This is a genomic window from Pseudomonas sp. RIT623 (genome assembly GCF_004519305.1).
GTDB lineage: Bacteria > Pseudomonadota > Gammaproteobacteria > Pseudomonadales > Pseudomonadaceae > Aquipseudomonas.
On the sequence record NZ_SOZA01000040.1, the window covers coordinates 22145 to 45092 of the forward strand.

At 65.4% G+C, this 22948-nt stretch carries 21 protein-coding genes and 1 other RNA gene; 9 read left to right on the top strand and 13 right to left on the bottom strand.

The window, feature by feature from the left end; translation table 11 throughout:
• The first annotated feature begins 127 nt into the window (after positions 1 to 127).
• From zipA to E3U47_RS21055, 5 genes are all read left to right on the top strand, one after another.
• A complete protein-coding gene (gene zipA / locus E3U47_RS21035) occupies positions 128 to 1018 on the top strand; it encodes a cell division protein ZipA (protein ID WP_134693537.1) in 891 nt (296 codons plus the stop codon).
• A 99-nt stretch (positions 1019 to 1117) separates the two neighbouring features.
• Positions 1118 to 3472: an NAD-dependent DNA ligase LigA gene (gene ligA / locus E3U47_RS21040; protein WP_134693538.1), complete on the top strand. Its 2355-nt coding sequence runs from the start codon at positions 1118 to 1120 to the stop codon at positions 3470 to 3472.
• A 141-nt stretch (positions 3473 to 3613) separates the two neighbouring features.
• Positions 3614 to 3710, top strand: an RNA gene (ffs, locus tag E3U47_RS21045) — signal recognition particle sRNA small type.
• A 149-nt stretch (positions 3711 to 3859) separates the two neighbouring features.
• Entirely contained in the window at positions 3860 to 4240 is a 381-nt protein-coding gene (locus E3U47_RS21050) for a hypothetical protein (protein WP_134693539.1), read from the top strand.
• Positions 4241 to 4265: 25 nt separating this feature from the next.
• Positions 4266 to 6212 (top strand): hypothetical protein, encoded by a 1947-nt coding sequence (locus tag E3U47_RS21055; RefSeq protein ID WP_134693540.1) that lies wholly within the window; start codon positions 4266 to 4268, stop codon positions 6210 to 6212.
• Between the two features lie 72 nt (positions 6213 to 6284).
• On the opposite strand, the gene E3U47_RS21060 is transcribed toward E3U47_RS21055, so the two are convergent.
• Positions 6285 to 6689 carry a helix-turn-helix domain-containing protein gene (locus E3U47_RS21060; protein ID WP_134693553.1) on the bottom strand — a complete coding sequence of 135 codons (405 nt, stop codon included), beginning with the start codon at positions 6687 to 6689 and terminating at the stop codon, positions 6285 to 6287.
• Positions 6690 to 6726: 37 nt separating this feature from the next.
• On the opposite strand from E3U47_RS21060, the gene E3U47_RS21065 reads away from it, so the two are divergent.
• The 4 genes from E3U47_RS21065 to recR all read left to right on the top strand — a co-directional run bounded on the left by E3U47_RS21065 (position 6727) and on the right by recR (position 10556).
• Positions 6727 to 7272 carry a DUF2938 domain-containing protein gene (locus tag E3U47_RS21065; RefSeq protein ID WP_372239545.1) on the top strand — a complete coding sequence of 182 codons (546 nt, stop codon included), beginning with the start codon at positions 6727 to 6729 and terminating at the stop codon, positions 7270 to 7272.
• Between the two features lie 138 nt (positions 7273 to 7410).
• Positions 7411 to 9465, top strand: coding sequence for a DNA polymerase III subunit gamma/tau (dnaX, locus tag E3U47_RS21070; protein WP_134693542.1), 2055 nt, complete (start codon positions 7411 to 7413; stop codon positions 9463 to 9465).
• A gap of 63 nt (positions 9466 to 9528) precedes the next feature.
• Positions 9529 to 9864 carry a YbaB/EbfC family nucleoid-associated protein gene (locus E3U47_RS21075; protein WP_023632783.1) on the top strand — a complete coding sequence of 112 codons (336 nt, stop codon included), beginning with the start codon at positions 9529 to 9531 and terminating at the stop codon, positions 9862 to 9864.
• A gap of 89 nt (positions 9865 to 9953) precedes the next feature.
• Entirely contained in the window at positions 9954 to 10556 is a 603-nt protein-coding gene (recR, locus tag E3U47_RS21080) for a recombination mediator RecR (protein ID WP_134693543.1), read from the top strand.
• Between the two features lie 90 nt (positions 10557 to 10646).
• Here recR and E3U47_RS21085 read toward each other — a convergent pair whose 3' ends face one another.
• From E3U47_RS21085 to ccoN, 12 genes are all read right to left on the bottom strand, one after another.
• Positions 10647 to 11195 (bottom strand): adenine phosphoribosyltransferase, encoded by a 549-nt coding sequence (locus E3U47_RS21085; RefSeq protein WP_028692867.1) that lies wholly within the window; start codon positions 11193 to 11195, stop codon positions 10647 to 10649.
• A gap of 54 nt (positions 11196 to 11249) precedes the next feature.
• Positions 11250 to 11984, bottom strand: coding sequence for a Crp/Fnr family transcriptional regulator FnrA (gene fnrA / locus E3U47_RS21090; protein WP_023630845.1), 735 nt, complete (start codon positions 11982 to 11984; stop codon positions 11250 to 11252).
• Positions 11985 to 12171: 187 nt separating this feature from the next.
• The gene (gene hemN / locus E3U47_RS21095) at positions 12172 to 13554 is read right to left on the bottom strand and encodes an oxygen-independent coproporphyrinogen III oxidase (RefSeq protein WP_134693544.1); all 1383 of its coding nucleotides are present in this window, start codon (positions 13552 to 13554) and stop codon (positions 12172 to 12174) included.
• A 97-nt stretch (positions 13555 to 13651) separates the two neighbouring features.
• Entirely contained in the window at positions 13652 to 14335 is a 684-nt protein-coding gene (locus E3U47_RS21100; RefSeq protein WP_134693545.1) for a sulfite exporter TauE/SafE family protein, read from the bottom strand.
• A complete protein-coding gene (gene ccoS, locus E3U47_RS21105) occupies positions 14328 to 14540 on the bottom strand; it encodes a cbb3-type cytochrome oxidase assembly protein CcoS (RefSeq protein WP_134693546.1) in 213 nt (70 codons plus the stop codon). Before ccoS ends, E3U47_RS21100 begins: the two co-directional genes overlap by 8 nt.
• The gene (locus tag E3U47_RS21110; RefSeq protein ID WP_134693547.1) at positions 14522 to 16993 is read right to left on the bottom strand and encodes a heavy metal translocating P-type ATPase; all 2472 of its coding nucleotides are present in this window, start codon (positions 16991 to 16993) and stop codon (positions 14522 to 14524) included. Before E3U47_RS21110 ends, ccoS begins: the two co-directional genes overlap by 19 nt.
• A gap of 148 nt (positions 16994 to 17141) precedes the next feature.
• Complete coding sequence (locus E3U47_RS21115) at positions 17142 to 17672, bottom strand: FixH family protein (RefSeq protein ID WP_134693548.1); 531 nt, start codon at positions 17670 to 17672, stop codon at positions 17142 to 17144.
• Between the two features lie 15 nt (positions 17673 to 17687).
• Positions 17688 to 19103 carry a cytochrome c oxidase accessory protein CcoG gene (ccoG, locus tag E3U47_RS21120; RefSeq protein ID WP_134693549.1) on the bottom strand — a complete coding sequence of 472 codons (1416 nt, stop codon included), beginning with the start codon at positions 19101 to 19103 and terminating at the stop codon, positions 17688 to 17690.
• A 299-nt stretch (positions 19104 to 19402) separates the two neighbouring features.
• Entirely contained in the window at positions 19403 to 20386 is a 984-nt protein-coding gene (gene ccoP, locus E3U47_RS21125) for a cytochrome-c oxidase, cbb3-type subunit III (protein WP_134693550.1), read from the bottom strand.
• Positions 20383 to 20574, bottom strand: coding sequence for a cbb3-type cytochrome c oxidase subunit 3 (locus tag E3U47_RS21130; RefSeq protein ID WP_134693554.1), 192 nt, complete (start codon positions 20572 to 20574; stop codon positions 20383 to 20385). The genes ccoP and E3U47_RS21130 overlap by 4 nt, the downstream gene beginning before the upstream one ends.
• 5 nt (positions 20575 to 20579) lie before the next feature.
• Positions 20580 to 21188, bottom strand: coding sequence for a cytochrome-c oxidase, cbb3-type subunit II (gene ccoO, locus E3U47_RS21135; RefSeq protein WP_134693551.1), 609 nt, complete (start codon positions 21186 to 21188; stop codon positions 20580 to 20582).
• Positions 21188 to 22630: a cytochrome-c oxidase, cbb3-type subunit I gene (ccoN, locus tag E3U47_RS21140; RefSeq protein ID WP_134693552.1), complete on the bottom strand. Its 1443-nt coding sequence runs from the start codon at positions 22628 to 22630 to the stop codon at positions 21188 to 21190. Before ccoN ends, ccoO begins: the two co-directional genes overlap by 1 nt.
• Between the last annotated feature and the right edge of the window lie 318 nt (positions 22631 to 22948).

The following is a 22948-nucleotide window of genomic DNA, read 5'->3' on the forward strand; positions in this document are numbered from 1 at the left end:
GCTAGCTTTATGTCACTTGTTTTTTGCGTGGGTAAAACGCCTGTCAGAACATAGAGTTGGCGCCACGTGTTAAAGGCCTTTGAAGCCTTTGTTTTCAAGCATATTTTTTATAGAGGCACGGGATTACATGGAAATCGGTCTGCGCGAGTGGCTGATCGTCATCGGCATCATTGTCATCGCCGGTATTCTTTTCGACGGCTGGCGCCGCATGCGCGGCGGCAAGGGCAAGTTGAAATTCCGTCTGGACCGTAGCTACGCCAACGTTCCGGACGATGAGGGCAGCGCCGAGGTGCTTGGCCCTGCACGTGTGCTGGATACCCATAAAGAGCCCGAGCTGGACGAAAGCGACCTGCCCTCGGTGAGCGCGCCCGCGCGTGAACGCGAGCGTGAGCGCGAAGCCAAGCCGGCCAAGGCCGCCAAGCGTGGCAAACGCAACAACAGCGAACCGCAGCAGGGTGACCTGAACCTGGCCGCCGAGCCGCGCGAGCCCGACCTGTTCGACGAAGGCCGCGACGAGCTCGCCGCCGACAGCAAGCGCAATGGCAGCTTCGCCACAGCCAGCACCCCGGCCAAGGAGCTGCCGCCCGCCGAGGAGGTGCTGGTGATCAGCGTGATCTCCCGTGATGAAGGCGGCTTCAAGGGCCCTGCCTTGCTGCAGAACATCCTGGAAAGCGGCCTGCGCTTCGGCGACATGGACATCTTCCACCGTCACGAGAGCATGGCCGGTCACGGCGAAGTGCTGTTCTCCATGGCCAACGCGGTCAAGCCAGGGGTGTTCGACCTGGACGACATCGACCACTTCAGCACCCGTGCCGTGAGCTTTTTCCTCGGCCTGCCGGGCCCGCGTCACCCCAAGCAGGCGTTCGACGTGATGGTCGCCGCCGCCCGCAAGCTGGCCCATGAGCTCGATGGCGAACTCAAGGACGACCAGCGCAGCGTGCTGACCGCCCAGACCATCGAGCACTACCGCCAGCGCATCGTCGAGTTCGAGCGCCGCGCGCTGACCCAGAAACGCTGATGTACCCGAGCGAGTGGGCCTTGCCTCGCCCACTTCGCGATGATTCAAGCAAAAGAGCAGCCTGGGGCTGCTCTTTTGCTTTGCAAGAGAAGACGAAGAATGAACGCCGAATCCCGAATCCATGAGTTGCGTGCCGAGCTCGACCAGCACAACTACCGCTATTACGTGCTCGATGAGCCCAGCGTGCCGGACGCCGAATATGATCGCCTGTTCAGGGAGCTCAAGGCGCTGGAGGCCGAGCACCCGCACCTGGTGACCCCAGATTCACCGACCCAGCGCGTCGGCGGCGCGGCGCTTGCCGCGTTCAGCCAGGTACGTCATGAAATTCCCATGCTCAGCCTGGGCAATGCCTTCGAGGAAGACGACCTGCGCGATTTCGACCGCCGCGTGGTCGAGGGCCTGGACCTGCCGGGCGGCGACTTGTTCGCCACCCGCGCCGCCGTCGACTACAGCTGCGAGCCCAAGCTCGACGGCCTGGCGGTGAGCCTGCTGTACCGCGATGGCCAGCTGGTGCAAGGGGCCACCCGTGGCGACGGCAGCACCGGCGAGGACATCAGCGCCAACGTGCGTACCGTGCGCAACATCCCGCTGAAGTTGCAGGGGCAGGGCTGGCCGACGGTACTGGAAGTGCGGGGCGAGGTGTACATGAGCAAGGCCGGTTTCGACCGGCTCAATGCCGCCCAGGCCGAGGCCGGCGGCAAGACCTTCGCCAACCCGCGCAACGCCGCCGCCGGCAGCTTGCGCCAACTGGACTCGAAGATCACCGCCAGTCGCCCGCTGGAGTTCTGCTGCTATGGCGTTGGCCAGGTGTCCGAGCCGTTCGGCGACAGCCATATCGACATTCTCGAGAAGCTCAAGACCTGGGGCCTGCCGATCAGCCGCGAGCTGCGTCACGCCGCCGGGATCGAGGAGTGCCTGGCCTATTACCGCGATATCGGCGCCCGTCGCAACGACTTGCCCTACGAGATCGACGGCGTGGTGTTCAAGGTCAATGCCCTGGCCGCGCAGCGCGAACTGGGCTTCCGCGCCCGTGAGCCGCGCTGGGCCATCGCCCACAAGTTCCCGGCCATGGAAGAGCTCACCGAGGTGCTCGATGTCGAGTTCCAGGTCGGCCGTACTGGCGCGGTGACTCCGGTGGCCCGCCTCAAGCCGGTCAAGGTCGCCGGGGTCACGGTGTCCAATGCCACCTTGCACAACATGGACGAGATCGCTCGCCTGGGCCTGCGCATTGGCGACACGGTGATCATCCGCCGGGCCGGTGACGTGATCCCCCAGGTAATGCAGGTGGTGCTCGAGCGTCGCCCCGCGCATGCCCGCGCGGTCGAGGTGCCGAGCAGTTGCCCGGTGTGCGGCTCGCAGGTCGAGCGCACCCAGCTGGTCAAGCGCAGCAAGGGCAAGGAAACCACCAGTGAAGGCGCGGTGTACCGCTGCGTCGGGCGCCTGAGCTGCGCTGCCCAGCTCAAGCAGGCGATCATCCACTACGTGTCGCGCCGGGCCATGGATATCGACGGCCTGGGCGAGAAGAGCGTCGAGCAGTTGGTCGATGAGAACCTGATTCGCTCGCCAGCCGACCTCTACCAGCTCGCGTTCGAGCAGGTGGTCGCTCTCGAAGGTTTCGCCGAGGTCTCCAGCCGCAAGTTGCTGGAGGCCATCGAAGCCAGCAAGCGCCCGAGCCTGGCGCGCTTCATCTACGCCCTGGGCATCCCTGACGTGGGCGAGGAAACCGCCAAGGTGCTGGCGCGCTCGCTGGGCAGCCTGGCGCGGGTGCAGGTGGCCTTGCCGCAAGTGCTCACCTACCTGCCGGACATCGGCCTGGAAGTCGCCCACGAGATCCACAACTTCTTCGAGGACGAGCACAACCGCGCGGTGATCAGGCAATTGCTCGAGAGCGGCATGCAGTTGCAGGAGGAGGGCGAGCTGGCTGCCGAATTCGCGGCCAGCACCACCCTGGCCGGCATGCTCGCCAAGCTCGATATCCCGTCGGTGGGGCCCACCGGGGCCGAGAAGCTGGTCGACAAGCTGGGCACCCTGGACAAGATCATTGCCGCCGACGGCATCGACCTGCGCCAGGCCTTGAATACCAAGGCGGCCGACGGCGTGCGCGAGTTCTTCAAGGTCGAGGCCAACCAGCAGTTGGCCCGTGCCATCGAGGCCCAGTTGCTGGACTTCGGCATGCACTGGTCGTGCGAGAAGAAGACCGCCGAGGGCCTGCCCCTGGCCGGCCAGACCTGGGTACTGACTGGTACCCTGGAGCGCATGAGCCGCGATATCGCCAAGGACAAGCTGGAAAGCCTGGGAGCCAAGGTGGCGGGCTCGGTGTCCGGCAAGACCCACTGCGTGGTCGCCGGCCCCGGCGCTGGCTCCAAGCTGGCCAAGGCCGCTGAGCTGGGTGTTGCGGTGATGGACGAGGAGGCATTCGTGGGCTTCCTGGCGGAGCGCGGTATCAGCGTCTGAACCCGCTGGCCTTGTCGCGGGGCCAGCCCGCTCCCACAAGTCCTTGAGAAATGATGGTTTTTTCACGATCAAAGGTTGTAACTTCGCCCTGGCGCTGTACAATGGCGCGGCTCGTCACTTGGCGAGCCGTCGTGGTGGCCCCATCGGTCCCCCCGCATTGATTACCCGTTAACCTGGTCAGGCCCGGAAGGGAGCAGCCATAGCGGGAACATCGAGTGCCGGGGTGTGGCTGGTGGGGCCGCCTCCATTTCAGGCCCGCTAAAGCTCATGGTGCCTGCCGCGTCAGCCCTTCTTACGTCTGCATACGTCTTCGCACCTGCACAAAGCAGCGTGTGGCCTTATCATGCATCCCAGCGTTTCAGTCCGTTCGGCCAGGAGATAGCGACCGTGGAACATGTCGACGAGCTCACCCGCCAGAAAATCCGTGAGTGGCAACTGCGCCGCCTGGAAATCAAGGACCAGATGGCCGCCCAGCCCGAGCGTGTGCTGGAGCTGTCGCAGGTGCTCGACCAGATGGAAGAGGAGCATGAGCGGATTCTCGAGGAGGCAACCCCGCCGGCCAGCGTGACGCCCAACGCCACGCCACTCGAGCTGCACCTGCAGGTCTCGGCGAAGAATGCGCGAGATCTGCGCAAGTTGCTCGAGCTGGCCTTGCACGAACTCGATGACGCCCTGGCCGAGCCTCGGCCGGGCAGCCAATGCGCCGACATGGCCGGCTCGCTCGGCGCCTACCGCTTCACGCTGAGCGCCGAGCCCGGCGAATCCTGAATGTTTGCCCGGAACCTGCGCCCTCATGCAGCCTGAACACTTCGACTTTTCCTGTCCGGTCTATTTGCCGGTGACCGCCGAGGTCTGCCAGGGGCTGTTGCAGGCCGAAGGCGCGCCCGCGCTCGAGGCCCTGAGCGAGCCCGAACTCGCCGCGTTGCTGGTGATCCAGAACCTGGCCCAGGGCGGCGCCAAGGTCGATGCGCTGGCCGCCGAGAAGGTGCTGGGGCGGTTGCTGGCCTGGGCAGTGGACGGGCCGCATTCGGCCGATGTCGGCCTGTTGTCGGAGGCGCGCCGACTGTTCGATGCGCGCAAGCTGTACTTCGGCCTTGAGGTAATCAAGGGCTCCCGGCTGCGCCTGCTCGATGCCGAACAGGTACGGGCGCGGGCCTACCTGCTGGCGGACGGCAAGTGGGATTTCGCTTTCCGTATCCGTCTGCAGCAAGACGGCGACCCGTTCAGCCAGCAGGTGACCACGGGCTTCGACAAGGAGCGCTGGCTGACCGTCGAACAGGACAAGCTGCTCAAGTTGGTGCGCGCCAACCTTGATGAAGACCTGCATGTGCAAGGTTATGCCGGGATCGGCAAGAGCTACCTGCTCGGCGCGCTGATGGACTGCCTGCCGCGGGGGCGGGTGCTGGCCCTGGCGCGCACGCCGGCCAAGCTGGGTGCCCTGCGCCAGCGCATGGGGCTGGATGCCCAGGCCAGGGTCGGCATGACCTTCGGCCAGTTCGCCCGCGCGCTGCTCAAGGAGGCCCGGCCGGCGGCCAAGGCGTCGCCGCGGGGGCCGGGCAAGCGCCGCCTGGCCGAAGAGCTGGGCATCGTCGGGCTACGCCAGTACGACGCCGAGCATGCCCTGGATATCTGCCTTGAAGTGCTGCAACGCTACTGCGAGTCGCGGGACTACAGCCTGTCGAACCGCCACTTGCCGTTCTTTCGCCAGGCGCTGTCGGCCCTCGATGCGCAGGTGTTGCTGGAGTACGCCAGCCGGCTGTGGCGCTACCTGGAGGCGAACCCGGCCTGGGGCGCGCAGACCGGCTTCGAGGCTCTGCTGCTGATCAAGCGCGCGAGTTTGGCCGGTTGCAGCGTGCCCGGGCGTTTCAGCCATGTGATCATCGATGAGAGCCAGGATGTGCCGGCGTCGCTGCTGCAAACCATCGAGCGCGGCCGCCAGGTGCTGATCACCCTGGGTGATGAATACCAGAAGGCCAGTGGCGAGGTGGTGCGCCGCGAGCGCCAGGTGCGGCACAAGGACATGGCGTTCGCCGTGCGCTCCGGGCGCCAGGTCGAGCGCCTGATCAACCCGTTGATTGGCGTGCACTCGCAAAAATCCAAGGTGGCCTTCGAGGCGGCGGACGCCGTGGATGTCGGGATAGAGCACTTCCCTGAAGGTTTTGTGCCGCCCGAGGGTTGCGTGGTGCTGACAGCCTCGCGTTGGGACACCATGCGCTGGGCCATGGAACTGGTCGATTGCAACTGCCTGCTGAGCTTCCCCGACTGGCCCGACATGCGCCGCTTCATGGCCACGGCAGTCAGCCTGTTCAGGTCGGCGTTCCATGCCACGGGGCCGGATGCCGAGGGTCAGCACGGCTATTTTGCCCATCTGCTCGATTGGCGGCAGGTGCGTGAGTCGGAGCGCTTCGATGCGTCGTTCCAGTGGGTCGAGGCGCGCCTGGAAGCCGGGTTCAAGCTGGCCGACCTGACCCTGCTCGATGCCCGGGTCGCGGATCGGCGGGGCAGCCTTACCCTGATGCAGGCCGAGGAGGCCGGCGGGCTGGAGTTCGACCAGGTGCTGCTGACGCCAGAGTTGATGACCACCCAGCGCTTCAAGGATGCCTACGCCTTCGATGTGCGGATCTGCGCGGTGTATATCGCCTTGTCGCGGGCGCGCCGGCAGTTGTACCTGCCGTACGATGTGCAGGAGTGGATCGACTACCACAAGAGCCAGCCGTTTCGCGAGTTGCACGGTTACTGAGGCTTGCTGGATGGGGCCTGGGAGCGCCCCGCGATACCGGCGAAGGCGCTGCCAGCCATCGCGGGGCGGGTTTCAGGCCTTGGCGGCTAATCTGCCGCGCTTGCCCTGGCTGGCCGATACCTGCATCAAGCGCTGGAATGTCGGGCAGTGCAGATGATGCGCTTCGGGGCAGGCCGCTGCATGGCGCAACCCTTTGCTCATGGCTTGCAAGCGTCGGACCTTGTGGTCGATCTCGTCGGCCTTGGCCAGCAACATCTGCCGGTCGACCTGCTGCTCAACGAGCATCGCCGCCACCTCGTCCAGGGAGAACCCGGCTGCCTGGCCGAGGGCGATCAGTGCCAGGCGTTCTGCTGTGTCGGCTGGAAACTGTCGGCGCTGACCGCGGCCGGCCAGTGACTTGAGCAGTCCCTTGTTCGCGTAATAACGCAGTGTCGACGCAGGCACCCCGGTGCGCCGGGCGACATCGGCAATGTCCATGGCAATCCCCCTTGACTTGAAGTCGACTTCAACTTGCATGCTGCTTGGCAGGTACCTTTTCGTCAACTTGCCAAGGACTTTCACCGTGACTACCTCACTCCTCGTTCTCTGCATCGTGCTGGTCGGTATCGGCGCGACCCTGGTCATGGACCTGTGGACCTGGCTGCTCAAGCGCCTGGGCGTTACCACCCTGAACTACGCGATGATCGGCCGCTGGGCCGGGCATCTGCTGCAGGGGCGCTGGCGTCATGTGGCGATCGGCAAGGCCGCGCCAGTACGCGGCGAGCTCGGCTGGGGCTGGCTGATCCACTATGCCACCGGGCTGGCGTTCGCCCTGTTGCTGGTGGCCATGGTTGGGGAGCCCTGGCTGCGCGCACCGAGCCTGTGGCCAGCATTGCTGGTCGGGGCGGTGACCGTACTGGTGCCCTTGTGCGTCGTGCAACCGGCTCTGGGCGCCGGTTACTTCGCGGCGAACACCCCGGCGCCGCTGCGTAGTTGCCTGCGCAGCCTGGCGACGCACTGCGTGTTTGGCGTTGGGCTGTTCCTTAGCGCCTGGGCCCTGGCCTGGTGCCTGCGGGGGTAGGCGGACAGGGCAGGAGGGCTTGGCGCCTTGGCGGTCTGTCCAGGCTTGCGCCTGGACGACAACGGCAGGGTGCAATTTTGGCCCCGCTCCGCTAGCATTAGCGCTCTTTCCGCCCGCTCCGGTCACGATGGTTTTTTGATGAGTTATCAGGTTCTTGCACGTAAATGGCGTCCGCGCTCGTTCCGCGAAATGGTCGGCCAGACCCATGTGCTCAAGGCTTTGATCAACGCCCTGGACAACCAGCGCCTGCACCACGCCTATCTGTTCACCGGCACCCGTGGCGTAGGCAAGACCACCATCGCGCGGATCATCGCCAAGTGCCTGAACTGCGAGACCGGCATCACCTCGACGCCCTGCGGCACCTGCTCGGTATGCCGGGAGATCGACGAGGGCCGCTTCGTCGACCTGATCGAGATCGACGCCGCCAGCCGCACCAAGGTCGAGGACACCCGCGAACTGCTCGACAACGTGCAGTATGCCCCCAGCCGCGGGCGCTTCAAGGTCTACCTGATCGACGAAGTGCACATGCTTTCCACCCACTCGTTCAACGCCCTGTTGAAGACGCTGGAAGAGCCGCCGCCCTACGTCAAGTTCATCCTCGCCACCACCGACCCGCAAAAGTTGCCGGCAACCATCCTGTCGCGCTGCTTGCAGTTCTCGCTGAAGAACATGAGCCCGGAGCGCGTGGTCGAACACCTTAGCCACGTGCTGGGCGCCGAGAACGTGCCGTTCGAGGACGATGCCCTGTGGCTGCTCGGGCGCGCCGCCGACGGCTCGATGCGCGACGCCATGAGCCTGACCGACCAAGCCATTGCCTTCGGTGAAGGGCGAGTGCTGGCGGCCGATGTGCGGGCGATGCTCGGCACCCTCGATCATGGCCAGGTGTACGGCGTGCTCCAGGCGCTGCTCGAGGGCGATGCCCGGGCGCTGCTGGAGGCGGTGCGTGACCTGGCCGAGCAAGGCCCGGACTGGAACGGCGTGCTCTCGGAAATGCTCAACGTGCTGCACCGGGTGGCCATTGCCCAGGCGCTGCCGGAGGCCGTCGACAACGGCCAGGGCGACCGCGACCGAGTGCTGGCGCTGGCTCAGGCCCTGCCGGCCGAAGACGTGCAGTTCTATTACCAGATGGGCCTGATTGGCCGTCGTGACCTGCCATTGGCGCCGGACCCACGTGGCGGCTTCGAAATGGTCCTGCTGCGCATGCTGGCGTTCCGTCCGGCCGATGCCGACGATGCGCCGAAGCCGGTGCTAAAGCCGGTGGGGATCAGCCAGGCCACAGCTGATCCAACCACACCGGTGGCAGCGGCGGCTGCTGTCGTCACGTCGCCAGTGGTGCCCGTTGCCGTGCCGGCGCCCGCCGAGGTTGTCGAAGCGGCCCCCGTGGCAGCGGTGCCAGCGCCCGCGGCGGTTGAGCCAGCGACGCCAGAGCCCGTCTCTGAACCGGTGGTGCTGCCGGCAGCGGTCGAGGAAGTCGTCGACTTGCCGTGGGAAGAGCCTGTCGCCGCGCCTGTGCCAGTGGCTATCGAACCTGAGCCTGAGCCTGAGCCTGAGCCGCCTGCCGCCGAACCGGCGCACTACCAGCCCGACGATGACGCGCCGCCGTTCGACCCGTCCGCCTACAGCCCGGCGGGCATGGAGCGCGATGACGAACCGCCAGGCGATGAGGATTACTACACCCCGGACAGCGACCCGGCCGGTTTCAGCTATCTGGACGAACTCGCCGAGCACGTCCAGGAAGAGCCCCCTGCCCAGGCGCCTGAACCCTTGCCCGCCGCTCAGCCGGCCACCGGTCTGGCCCTGCAATGGCTGGAATTATTCCCACAGTTGCCTGTCTCTGGGATGACAGGCAACATCGCCGCCAACTGTACCCTGATCGCCACCGAGGGCGACGATTGGCTGCTGCACCTGGACCCAGGCCAGGGCGCGCTGTTCAATGCCACCCAGCAACGGCGCCTGAACGACGCGCTCAACCAGCTGCTGGGGCGTAGCATCAACCTGAGCATCGAGTTGATCCGCCCCGAGCAGGAAACCCCGGCCCAGGCTGCAGCGCGCAAGCGCGCCAACCGCCAGCGCGACGCCGAAGTATCGATCGAGCAGGATCCGCTCATCCAGCAGATGATTCGGCAGTTCGGCGCGACGGTACGACAGGATACTATTGAGCCTGTAGACGCCCTGGTCAGCCAGGGTCAATGACGGATAACCATGCGGCCGGCCACGGGGCGGGCCGCATCACATGACCCAATCGAGGTACACCCCATGATGAAAGGTGGCATGGCCGGCCTGATGAAGCAGGCCCAGCAGATGCAGGAAAAGATGCAGAAAATGCAGGAAGAACTGGCCAATGCGGAAGTCACCGGCCAGTCCGGTGGCGGTCTGGTCAGCGTGGTGATGACCGGTCGTCACGACGTCAAGCGCGTCAGCATCGACCAGAGCCTGATGTCGACCGACGCTGACGACAAGGAAGTGCTCGAGGACCTGATCGCCGCGGCCCTGAACGACGCCGTGCGCAAGATCGAGCAGAGCAGCCAGGAGAAGATGGGCGGTATGACCGCCGGCATGCAGCTGCCGCCTGGTTTCAAGATGCCGTTCTGATCGACGGCTTGCGTCATTAAGGGGAGCAACGGCCCAGCGGTCGTTGCTCCCTTGTTCATTCTGATTCCTGAATTGGCAGGCCCGCATACATGAGCTTCAGCCCCTTGATCCGCCAACTGATCGACGCCCTGCGCATCCTGCCCGGCGTTGGCCAGAAAACCGCCCAGCGCATGGCCCTGCAGCTGCTCGAACGCGACCGCAGCGGCGGTGCGCGCCTGGCCCAGGCCCTGAGCCAGGCCATGGACGGCGTTGGTCATTGCCGCCAGTGCCGCACCCTGACCGAGCAGGAACTGTGCCCGCAATGCGCCGACCCGCGCCGCGACGACACGCAGTTGTGCGTGGTCGAAGGGCCGATGGATGTCTATGCGGTGGAGCAGACCGGCTACCGCGGTCGCTATTTCGTGCTCAAGGGGCACCTGTCGCCGCTTGACGGCCTGGGCCCTGATGCCATTGGCATTCCGCAGCTGATGGCGCGGATCGAGGAGCAGGGCACCTTCAGCGAGGTGATCCTGGCGACCAATCCGACAGTGGAAGGGGAAGCGACGGCGCATTACATTGCCCAACTGCTGACCGAGAAAGGCCTGGCGGCCACGCGCATCGCCCATGGCGTACCCTTGGGCGGCGAGCTGGAGCTGGTCGATGGCGGGACCCTTGCCCACGCCTTCGCCGGGCGTCGGCCAATTTCTCTGTAGGTCTTGCAAGGCATCGCGGGGCAGGCCCGCTCCCGCGCGGGTCAATACGCCTGGGAGCGGGCTTGCCCCGCGATCATTTCGGACGCGAACTCAGTATTCGCTTAGGGAAAACTCGGTCAGGCAGAAGGTCGGCACCCCGGCCGCCTGCAAGCGACGCGATCCTTCCAGCTCCGGCAGGTCGATGATCGCCGCCGCCTCGAATACCTGGGCGCCCGTGCGGCGCACCAGGTTGGCCGCGGCCAGCAGGGTGCCGCCGGTGGCGATCAAGTCATCGAAGATCAGCACCGAGTCCCCTTCGCAAAGGCTGTCGGCGTGGACTTCCAGGAAGGCCTCGCCGTATTCGGTCTGGTAGCCTTCGCTCAGCACGTCGGCCGGCAGTTTGCCTTGCTTGCGGAACAGGATCAGCGGCTTGTTCAACTGGTGGGCGATGATCGAGCCGATCAGGAAGCCCCGCGCGTCCATGGCGCCGATGTGGCTGAACTCGGCCTCGACATAGCGCTCGATGAACTGGTCGGCGACATAGCGCAGCCCGCGCGGCGACTGGAACAGCGGGGTGATGTCGCGGAAGATCACGCCCGGCTTGGGGAAGTCCACTACCGGGCGGATCAAGGCTTTGAGGTCGAAGGTGTCGCTGTGCATGGGACGGGTATCCTGGAAAAACCAAGGCGCCAGTATACCCTGTTCACACCAGGATCAGACCTCGAGCGCGCCACCGGCCAGTGCGCACAGCTGGATCGGATCGAGAATATGCACTTCCTTGCCTTCGGCCTTGAGCAAGCCATTTTGCTGGAAGCGGGTGAATACGCGGGACACGGTTTCCACGGCCAGGCCCAGGTAGTTACCGATCTCGTTGCGCGACATGCTCAGGCGGAACTGGTTGGCCGAGTAGCCGCGGGCGCGGAAGCGCGCGGACAGGTTGACCAGGAAGGTGGCGATGCGCTCGTCGGCGGTTTTTTTCGACAGCAGCAGCATCATCTGCTGGTCGTCGCGGATTTCGCGACTCATCACCCGCATCAGTTGGCGACGCAGTTGTGGCAGCTGCACCGACAGTTCATCGAGGCGCTCGAACGGGATCTCGCACACCGAGGTGGTTTCCTGGGCCTGGGCCGACACCGGATAGGCCTCGGTGTCCATGCCGGACAGACCGACCAGCTCGCTGGGCAGGTGGAAGCCGGTGATCTGCTCTTCGCCGCTGTCGCTGAGGCTGAACGTCTTGAGGGCGCCGGAACGTACTGCGTAGACCGAGCCGAAATTGTCACCCTGGCGGAACAGGAACTCGCCTTTCTTCAGTGGGCGGCCGCGTTTGACGATTTCATCCAGTGCATCCATGTCTTCCAGGTTCAGGGACAGGGGCAGGCACAGGGGGGCCAGGCTGCAATCCTTGCAGTGGGCCTGGTTGTGTGGGCGCAGTTTTACTGGCTCGGACATTTCTTTCGATCCTTGTGGGAAAGCACACATAAGCCGTAAGGATAACCCGTGGCATGGGCTGTAGGCCAGCATGCGCTTTTTTGGTGCGCGCCGGCTCCGGTCCGGTGGGGTGTTCCGGTACCGTACAACTGTCCATAGTGTGCCTCGAAAGGCCCGCTGTCCATGCGGTGAAACGCCTCAATAACCCTCAGATCACCCGTGAAAAACGTTGGCGGTTCTGCTGCGCCAGGTAGGCATCGAAGACCATGCACACCGAGCGTGCCAGCAGGCGCCCGGCCGGCAGGATGCGTATGCCCTGGGCGTCCAGGGTGATCAGGCCGTCGCGCTGCATGGCCTGCAACTGCGGCCAGAGATCGTTGAAGTAGCCGCGAAAATCAATGGTGAACGCCCGCTCGATTGGCTCGAAGTCCAGCTCGAAGTGGCAGATCAGTTGCTGGATGACGGCCCGGCGCAAGCGATCGTCCTGGTTGCACAGCAGGCCGCGCTGGGTCGCCAGCTGGGCGGTGGAAAGGGTGTCCTGATAAGTGTTGAGGTCGCTGCTGTTCTGGCAGTAGAGGTCGCCGATCTGGCTGATCGCCGACACGCCCAGGCCGATCAGGTCGCAATGGCCGTGGGTGGTGTAGCCCTGGAAGTTGCGTTGCAGGGTGCCTTCTTCCTGGGCGATGGCCAGTTCGTCGTCAGGCAGGGCGAAGTGGTCCATGCCGATGTAGCGGTAGCCAGCGGCGGTCAGTTGGTCGATGGTGGCGTGCAGCATTTCCAGCTTGGCCGCGGGTGCCGGCAGATCGTTGCTGTCGATGCGCCGCTGGGGCATGAAACGTTCGGGCAGGTGCGCGTAGTTGAATACCGACAAACGGTCGGGCTGCAGGCGGATGACTTCCTCGACGGTCCGGGCGAAACCTTCCGGGGTCTGCTTGGGCAGGCCGTAGATCAGGTCGAGGTTGATCGAGCGGAACTGCAAGGTGCGCGCTGCCTCGATCAGGGTGCGGGTCTGCTCCAGGCTTTGCAGGCGGTTGACCGCGCGCTGCACGGCTGGGTCAAGGTCCTGCACGCCGAGGCTGACGCGGTTGAAGCCCAGTTCGCGCAACAGGCCCATGGTCGACCAATCGGCCTCGCGCGGGTCGATCTCGATGCCGTAGTCGCCGGAGTCGTCGTCCAGCAGGTTGAAGTGCTGGCGCAGGGTGGCCATCAGCTGGCGCAGTTCCACATGGCTGAGGAAGGTCGGCGTGCCACCGCCGAAGTGCAGCTGTTCAACAACTTGTTTAGGGTCGAGGTGGCAGGCGATCAGCTGGACTTCCTGCTCCAGGCGTTGCAGGTAGGGCGCGGCGCGGCCGCGATCCTTGGTGATGACCTTGTTGCAGGCGCAGTAGTAGCAAATGTTGGCGCAGAACGGCACGTGCACGTACAGCGACAGCGGACGGGTGGCGCGACGGCTCTCGCGCAGGGCGTGGAGCAGGTCGAACGAGCCCACTTCGCCGTGCAGTTGCACGGCGGTCGGATAGGAGGTGTAGCGTGGCCCGGCCAGATCGTAGCGACGAATCAGGTCGGCGTCCCAACGTAGGTCGTCGAGCATGTGGGTGGTCCCCGGATAGAGCTGCAGTGTCCGGAGTCTAGGGGCGTCTGTAGGAATCTGTGTTGATTTGTATCAAGGGCAGTTGGCAGCCCTGTGATCAGTGCCCCATCAGCCAGTGCTGATGCGGCCCGGGCAGGGTCCACAAGCCGAACAGAATCACCAGTACGCCCCCGGCCATGCGCACCCCGCGCTTGCGCAGCAGTTTGCTTACGCGCTCGGCGGCCAGCCCGGTGGCCAGCAGCACCGGCCAGGTGCCGACGCCGAAGGCCAGCATCAGCGCCGCGCTGTGCAGCGCATCGCCCTGGCTGGCCGCCCACAGCAGGGTGCTGTACACCAGGCCGCAGGGCAGCCAGCCCCACAGGGCGCCAAGCAGCAGGGCGCGGGGCAGGCTGGAGACCGGCAGCAGGCGCGTGGCCAGCGGTTGCACATGGCGCCACAGCCCGCGCCCCAGTGCCTCGATGTGGGTCAGGCCGCTCCACCAGCCCGCCAGGTACAGGCCCATGGCAATCAGCAGCAATGCCGCCAGCACCCGCAGGCCGATCGCCAGCGGGCTGCTGGCCAGGGCCACCCCGGCCAGGCCCAGCAGCAGGCCGGCGCTGGCGTAACTGAGGATGCGCCCGAGGTTGTAGGCCAGCAGCAGGCGCAGGCGCTTGCCGCGTTGCTCGGGGGGGATGGCCAGGGTCAGGGCGCCCATCAGGCCACCGCACATGCCCAGGCAATGGCCGCCGCCGAGTAGGCCGAGCACCAGCGCCGAGCCAAGCAGGGGGATCAGTTCAGGCACGCGGGGCCGGTTCCTGGTCGTCAGGCTTGGCTTCGTCGTGCTTCACGGCGGCCTGGTGACGCGGGTCCTGGTCGTCGAACAGGATGCTGTGGGCCGGGCCTTCGAGGTCGTCGTACTGGCCGCTGTCCACTGCCCAGAAGAAGATGTACACGGCGACGCCGACCAACAGCAGGGCGGCGGGGATCATCACGTAGAGGGCGGGCATAGCGGTTTCCTTTCAGGCGACGGCGGCGTCTCGGCAGGCGCCTCGGCCGCGGCGGGCAGCCGGGTCAGGCGCAGGGCATTGAGCACCACGATCAGCGAGCTGACCGACATGCCGATCGCCGCCCATACCGGGGTGATCCAGCCGAGCGCGGCGAACGGCAACATGAGGCCATTGTACAGGGTCGCCCAGAGCAGGTTCTCGACAATGTTGCGGCGGGTGCGCCGGGCCAGGTCGAAGGCCTGCACCAGCGCTTGCAGGCGGTTGGACAGCAGCACCGCGTCCGCGCTGGTCTTGGCAAGGTCGGTGGCGCTGCCCATGGCGATGCTGATGTCGGCGGCGGCCAGCACCGGCACATCGTTGACTCCGTCGCCCAGCATCAGCACCTTGCGACCCTCTGCCTGCAGGGCTTTCAGGCGGGCGAGCTTGTCGTCCGGGCGCAGGCCGCCGACGGCCTGGTCGATGCCCAGTTGCGCGGCCACCTCGGCGACCATTGGCGAGCTGTCGCCGGACAGCAGCAGGGTCTGCCAGCCACGCGCCTTGCAGGCGGTCACCAGGTCGGCGGCATCGTCGCGCAGGCGGTCGTCCAGGGCGAACCAGGCCAGTGGCCCCTGACGATCGCCCAGCAGCAGCCATTGGCCGCGCGGTTCGGGTACGGCGGGCACCTCGGCACCGCTCAGGGCGCAGACGAAGGTGGCCTGGCCAATGCGCAGGCGCTGGCCGTCCATGTCACCTTCCAGGCCCAGCCCCGGCACCGCATTGACCCCCTCGGCGGGCCGCGCGGCGCGGCCGAAGGCGCGGGCGATCGGGTGTTCGGAGCGGTTCTCCAGGGCGGCGGCCAGGGCCAGGCAGCTGTCGCTGTCCAGGCGCCCCAGCGGGCGCACGCTACGCAGTGCCAGGCGGCCTTCGGTGAGGGTGCCGGTTTTGTCGAAAATCACTGTGTCGATCTGGTTCATGCCCTCCAGCACGTGGCCGCGGGTCACCAGCAGGCCTAGTTTGTGCAGGGTGCCGGTGGCGGCGGTGAGGGCGGTCGGGGTGGCCAGCGACAGTGCGCATGGGCAGGTGGCGACCAGCATGGCCAGGACGATCCAGAACGCCCGGGGCGCATCGAGTTGCCACCACGCCAGGCCGATGAGCGCCGCCGCCACCAGGGTGAACAGCAGAAACCACTGCGAGGCGCGGTCGGCGATCTCGGCCAGGCGCGGTTTTTCCGACTGGGCGCGTTCGAGCAGGCGCACGATGGCCGACAGTCGCGAGTCATGGCCCAGGGCCTGGACTTCCACTGTGAGCGTGCTCTCGACGTTGAGGGTGCCGCCAGTGACGCGGTCGCCGGCCTGGCGAGGCAAGGGCAGGTATTCGCCGGTCAGCAGCGACTCATCGACGCTGGAGCGACCGTCGACGATGCGCCCGTCGGCGGGAATCACCGCGCCGGGCAGCACCTGCACGCGGTCGCCACACTGCAACTCGCCGAGCAGGATGCGTTCGGCCTGGCCGTCGGTCGTCACCCGCAGACACGAGGCCGGCAGCAGGTTGACCAACTGCGCGGTGGCTGCCGCGGTGCGTTCGCGGGCGCGGCGTTCGAGGTAGCGCCCGGTGAGCAGGAACAGCGCGAACATGCCCACGGTATCGAAGTACAGCTCGCCACTGCCGGTGATCGCGGTCCAGATGCCGGCGCAGTAGGCCAGGGCGATGGCCAGTGACACCGAGACATCCATGGTCAGGTGGCGGGTGCGCAGGTCGCGGGCGGCGCCCTTGAAGAACGGCGCGCAGCTGTAGAACACGATGGGGGTGGTGAGGAACAGCGCGACCCAGCGCAGGATGGTGTGCATCTCTGGCGACAGGTCGATGTTGAATTCCGGCCAGGTGGCCATGGTCGCCATCATCGCCTGGAACCACAGCAGGCCGGCCACGCCGAGGCGGCGCAAGGCGCCGCGGTTTTCCCGGGCCAGCTGTTCGGCAGCCTGGTCGGGCTGGTAGGGGTGGGCGGCGTAGCCGATCTGGCGCAGCTCGGCGAGCAGCCTGGACAGTGGCAACTGGCTGTCGGCCCAGGTGACCAGCAGGCGGTGGTTGGACAGGTTCAGGCGGGCTTCGGCGACGCCGGGCAGGTTGCGCAGGTGCTTCTCGATCAGCCAGCCACAAGCAGCGCAACTGATGCCTTCGACCAGCAGCGTGGCTTCGGCCAGTTCGCCCTCGTGACGGACGAAGTTGCGTTGCACGTCGTCGCGGTCGTACAGCGCCAGTTCATCCTGCAGTTGGCGCGGCAGGGCCTCGGGGTTGGCGCTGGTGTCGCTGCGGTGCTGGTAGTAGTGCTCCAGGCCCCCGGCGACGATGGACTCGGCCACCGCCTGGCAGCCAGGGCAGCAGAATGCCCGCGGCGCGCCGAGCACCACGGCGGTGAAGCGGCTGCCGGCGGGGACGGGCAGGGCGCAGTGGTAGCAGGGGGTGGGTTGGGTCATTTTGGTGCGGTCTAGTATTTTGAGATTGTCGGGGCCGCTTTGCAGCCCTTTCGCGACACAAGGCCGCTCCTACAGGGGATCGCGTGTCCCTGTAGGAGCGGCCTTGTGTCGCGAAAGGGGCGCAAGGCGCCCCCAGCGGTACGGCGACTCATTGCTGATGCTCGGCACCTTGCAACGCCTCGTCCCCCAGCTGCAAGGTCACCCCATGCTCGACCTTCTCTTCCTCGAACAGCCGCCACACATGGTCGTCCTGGCTGCCCAGCAATTCGACGAAGCGCCGCCCCTGGACCTTGTCGTCGAGTTGGCCGACATAGCGCCCCGGTTCGCTGCGCGCCAGCGGGACCTTGCGGTCCTTGTCCGGCTGGGTCGGCGAGATCAGGTTCAGTTCCAGCGTCTGCGGGTCGCTGTTGCCGGTCAGGCGCACTTCGACCTCGCCGGTCAGCTCGTCCAGGTGCACGCTGGCCTTGAGGTTGAGGGCCTGGGCCAGCAGTTCGCGGTCCAGCGAGCGGTTGATGCCCTTGCCGGCCTCGTAGTAGTTGTCGTTGACCAGGTTGTCCGGGTTGCGCACAGCGATGCTGACCATGGTCAGGCTCAGGCACACCGAGGTGGCCAGGATACCGATGATGATCCAGGGCCAGAGGTGCTTGTACCAGGGGCTGGCGGCGGTGGCGGCAGGCATTGTCGAAATTCTCTCTCAGCGGATCTGTGGGCCGATGAAGCGGCTCTTGGCTTCAACCTGGCTGGCACCGTCGTCGGCGTCCTTGAGGATGAAGGTGATTTCGTTGGTGGTCGAGGGCAGTTGCTCCGGAGCGACCGATAATTGCACCGGCAGGGTGACGATGTCGCCGGCGCTGACGCGAATCTCGCGCAGGCCTTCGAGCTTGAGGTCCGGCAGGCCGGCGGCGTCGAGCACGTATACGTGGTCGCGCTGGTCCTTGTTCATCACCTTGAGGCTGTACACGTTCTCGATCCGCCCTTGGGCGTTCTCACGGTACAGCACGCGGTCCTTGGCCACGTCGAAGCCGACCAGCGAGCGGGTGGCGAAGGCGGTGGCCAGGGCGCCGATCATCACCAGCAGTACCAGGGCGTAGCCGATCAGGCGCGGGCGCAGCATGTGGGTCTTCTGCCCGGACAAGTTGTGCTCGGTGGTGTAGCTGATCAGGCCCTTGGGGTAGTTCATCTTGTCCATGATCGCGTCGCAGGCGTCGATACACGCGGCGCAGCCGATGCACTCGATCTGCAGGCCGTCACGGATGTCGATGCCGGTCGGGCAGACCTGCACGCACATGGTGCAGTCGATGCAGTCGCCCAGGCCCTTGGCCTTGTAGTCCATGTCCTTTTTACGCGGGCCACGGGTTTCTCCGCGGCGCGGGTCATAGGAGACGATCAGGGTGTCCTTGTCGAACATCACGCTCTGGAAGCGCGCGTAGGGGCACATGTACACGCACACCTGCTCGCGCAGCCAGCCGGCGTTGCCGTAGGTGGCCAGGGTGAAGAAGCCGACCCAGAAATAGGCCCAGCCGTCGGCCTGCCCGGTGAAGAACTCGAAGACCAGTTCGCGCACCGGGGTGAAGTAGCCGACGAAGGTCATGCCGGTGACGAAGCCGATCAGCAGCCACAGGCTGTGCTTGGTGAACTTGCGCAGGAACTTGTTGGCGCTCATGGGCTGCTTGTCCAGTTTCATGCGCTGGTTGCGGTCGCCCTCGGTGACCTTCTCGCACCACATGAACACCCAGGTCCACACGCTCTGCGGGCAGGTGTAGCCGCACCAGACCCGGCCGGCGTACACGGTGATGAAGAACAGGCCGAAGGCGGCGACGATCAGGATGCCCGAAAGCAGGATGAAGTCCTGCGGCCAGATGGTGGCGCCGAAGATGTAGAACTTGCGCTCGGGCAGGTCCCACCATACGGCCTGGCGGCCGCCCCAGCTCAGCCAGACAGTACCGAAGTACAGCAGGAACAGCACCGCGCCGCCGACCATCCGCAACCTGCGGAAGATGCCGGTGAAGGCGCGGGTGTAGATTTTTTCGCGCGAGGCGTAGAGATCGACGGAATCCTTCCCTTTGTTGGCAGGCGGGGTGACGTCATGTACCGGAATTTGCTTGCTCATCATCAAGTCCCACGGCAGTGGAGAAATGCCGCGACCAGTGCTTGCCGGCCGCAGTCTCGCGCGTTCTGCTAGCGCTCTGCGGCCCATGATACGCCTGTGATGGCGCGCGCGGGTCGTGCTGCGACACTTAGTCGCGTTGGGTTCTCGGCGTGAATCGTGTTATGGCGAGTGTCAATTGATCCAGGTCAGTCGCGGCTGTTTTTGCTGGCGCTGAAACAGCCGTGGGAGCGGGGTTGCCTCGCGATGGTGGCGTCAGCCTGGCGACCATCGCGGGGCAAGCCCGCTCCCACGGTTGCGCATCACTCGGTTTGTGGGGCCTGCTGTTGTTCCTGGTGCGACAGGCTGTAGACATAGGCCGCCAGCAGGTGGACCTTGTCGTTGCCCTGCATCTGCGCCTGGGCCGGCATCTGGCCTTGGCGGCCATAGCGGATGGTCTGTTGCAGTTGGGCGAAGCTCGAGCCGTAGATGAACGCCTGCGGGTGGGTCAGGTTGGGCGCGCCCATGGCCGGGGTGCCCTTGCCTTCGGGGCCGTGGCAGGCCACGCAGTTGCTGGCGAAGATCTGCTGGCCCTTGACCGGATCGGCCTTGGCGTCTTCGGGCAGCTTGCGGCCATCGAGGTTGCTCAGCACGAAGGCGGCCACGTCGGCCACGCCCTGCTCGCCAATCACCGTGGCCCAGCCCGGCATCACCCCGTGGCGACCATTCATGATGGTGGTCTTGATGGTCTCTGGTTCACCGCCCCAGCGCCAGTCGTTGTCGGTCAGGTTGGGGAAGCCGTAGGCGCCGCGGGCATCGGAGCCGTGGCACACCGAGCAGTTGGAGGCGAACAGTCGCGCGCCCATCTTCAGCGCCTGTGGATCCTTGGCCACTTCCTCCAGCGGCATGGCGGCGAACCTGGCGAAGATCGGCCCGAAGCGGGCGTCGGCCTTGGCCATCTCCTTTTCCCACTCGTGCACGCCGGTCCAACCGGCCTGGCCGTTGCTGAACTCGGTCTGCTTGTCGTTATCCAGGTAGGCGTAGCCCGGCAAGATGCCTTTCCAGTTACCCAGGCCGGGGTAGAGCACCAGGTAGCCGAGGGCGAAGACGACGGTGCCGACGAACAGCCAGAACCACCATTTCGGCAGCGGGTTGTCGTACTCCTCGATGCCGTCGAAGGCGTGGCCGACGGTTTCGTCGGTGATTTCCTCGCGCTGGCCCTTGCGGGTCGACAGCAGCAGCCAGGTCAAGGCGAAGATGGTGCCCAGGGTCAGGACGCTGACGTACAGACTCCAGAAGGTTGTCATTGTTGTTTGCTCCCAGAAGCTCGTGCTTGCTCGAGGTGCCGGATGGCCTCGGGATCGTCGGCGAACGGCAATTGCGTCGCTTCATCGAAATCCTTCTTGCGCCGTGGGCTGAACACCCACAACGCCAGGCCCACGAAGGCCACCAGCACCAGCGCGGTGCCCAGACCGCGAATCATCCCGATATCCATCATGGTCACCGTTTGCTCTTGATGAGGGTGCCAAGGCCTTGCAGGTACGCCACGATGGCGTCCATCTCGGTCTTGCCCTTGACTGCGTCCTTGGCACCGGCGATGTCTTCGTCGGTGTAGGGCACGCCAAGCGTGCGCAGCACTTCCATCTTCTTCGCGGTGTCCTTGCCGTCGAGCTTGTGCTCGACCAGCCAGGGGTAGGACGGCATCTTCGACTCCGGTACCACGTTGCGCGGGTTGTACAGGTGCGCGCGGTGCCAGTCGTCCGAGTAGCGGCCGCCGACGCGGGCCAGGTCCGGCCCGGTGCGCTTGGAACCCCACAGGAACGGGTGGTCCCACACGCTCTCGCCGGCCACCGAGTAGTGGCCGTAGCGTTCGGTTTCGGCGCGGAACGGGCGAATCATCTGCGAGTGGCAGCCTACGCAGCCTTCGCGGATGTAGATGTCGCGGCCCTCGAGCTCCAGCGCGGTGCGCGGCTTCATGCCTTCGACCGGTTTGTTGGTGACGTCCTGGAAAAACAGCGGGACGATTTGCGTAAGGCCACCGATGCTCACCGCGATGACCATGAAGAAGGCCATCAGGCCAATGTTCTTCTCGACTGCTTCGTGCTTCATCAGTGCGCTCCCACGACGACGATCTTGGCGGCTTCCTCAGCCTGTACCGGGTTGGCGGCGCGGACAGTGCGGAACACGTTGTAGGCCATCAGCAGCATGCCGGAGGCGAAGAACGCACCGCCCAGGGCGCGGACGATGAAGCCAGGGTGGCTGGCCTGCAGGGCTTCGACGAAGGAGTAGGTGAGGGTGCCGTCGTCGTTGATGGCGCGCCACATCAGGCCCTGGGTGATGCCGTTGACCCACATCGAGGCGATGTACAGCACGGTGCCGATGGTAGCCAGCCAGAAATGCGCGTTGATCAGGCCGATGCTGTGCATCTGCTCGCGGCCATAGAGTTTCGGGATCATGTGGTAGACCGCGCCGATGGAGATCATCGCCACCCAGCCGAGGGCGCCGGCGTGGACGTGGCCGATGGTCCAGTCGGTGTAGTGCGACAGCGAGTTGACCGTCTTGATGGCCATCATCGGGCCTTCGAAGGTGGACATGCCGTAGAACGCCAGCGACACCACCAGGAAGCGCAGGATCGGGTCGGTGCGCAGCTTATGCCAGGCGCCGGACAGGGTCATCATGCCGTTGATCATGCCGCCCCAGCTCGGTGCCAGGAGGATGATCGACATCACCATGCCCAGCGACTGCGCCCAATCGGGCAGGGCGGTGTAGTGCAGGTGGTGGGGGCCGGCCCAGATGTACAGGGTGATCAGCGCCCAGAAGTGGACGATCGACAGGCGATAGGAATAGATCGGCCGTTCGGCCTGCTTGGGCACGAAGTAGTACATCATCCCCAGAAAGCCCGTGGTGAGGAAGAAGCCCACGGCGTTATGGCCGTACCACCACTGGATCATCGCGTCGGTGGCGCCGGCGTAGGCCGAGTACGACTTGAACAGGCTCACCGGCAGCGAGATGTGGTTGACGATGTGCAGCATCGCGGTGACCACGATGAAGGCGCCGTAGAACCAGTTGCCGACGTAGATGTGCTTGGTCTTGCGCTTGACGATGGTGCCGAAGAACACCAGGGCGTAGGTGACCCAGACGATGGCCAGGAGGATCGCCAGCGGCCACTCGAGCTCGGCGTATTCCTTGGTGGTAGTGAAGCCCATCGGCAGGGTGATCAGCGCGCCGACGATCACCGCCTGCCAGCCCCAGAAGGTGAAGGCGGCCATGCTGTCGGAGATCAGGCGGGTCTGGCAGGTGCGCTGCACCACGTAGTAGCTGGTGCCGAACAGGGCACAGCCGCCGAAGGCGAAGATCACCAGGTTGGTGTGCAGTGGGCGCAGGCGGCCGAAGCTCGTCCATGGCAGGTCCAGGTTGAGCTGGGGCCATACCAGTTGCGAGGCGATGAAGACGCCGAGCCCCATGCCAAGGATCCCCCAGACCACCGTCATGATGGCGAACTGGCGGACGACCTTATAGTTATAAGCAGTCGGACTGATTGCAGTGCTCATTCTAAGGTTCCACGGTTTGGGTGTTCTTGTTGGTTGGTAAATCGGCGCCAGTATCGATAACCACCAGGGTTATGGCAACGCAAGGGATCGGGCGCCGACCCGTGTCCAGACCCGTTTCGCCACCGTCCCGTGGCGTTGGGGTTGAACGATTGTACACAAACAAATATTTGTAATGTGTACCGTTTTTCATATTTTTCTGATCGATCGGTCAAGCTTTTAAAGCGGGGACGGGCACGCAAGGCGTCATCCCAAAGCCGCAGGCTCGTGTGACTGGATCGCAGGCGTGGTGTCAGGCTGTGCACCACGTCTGTTCCGGTC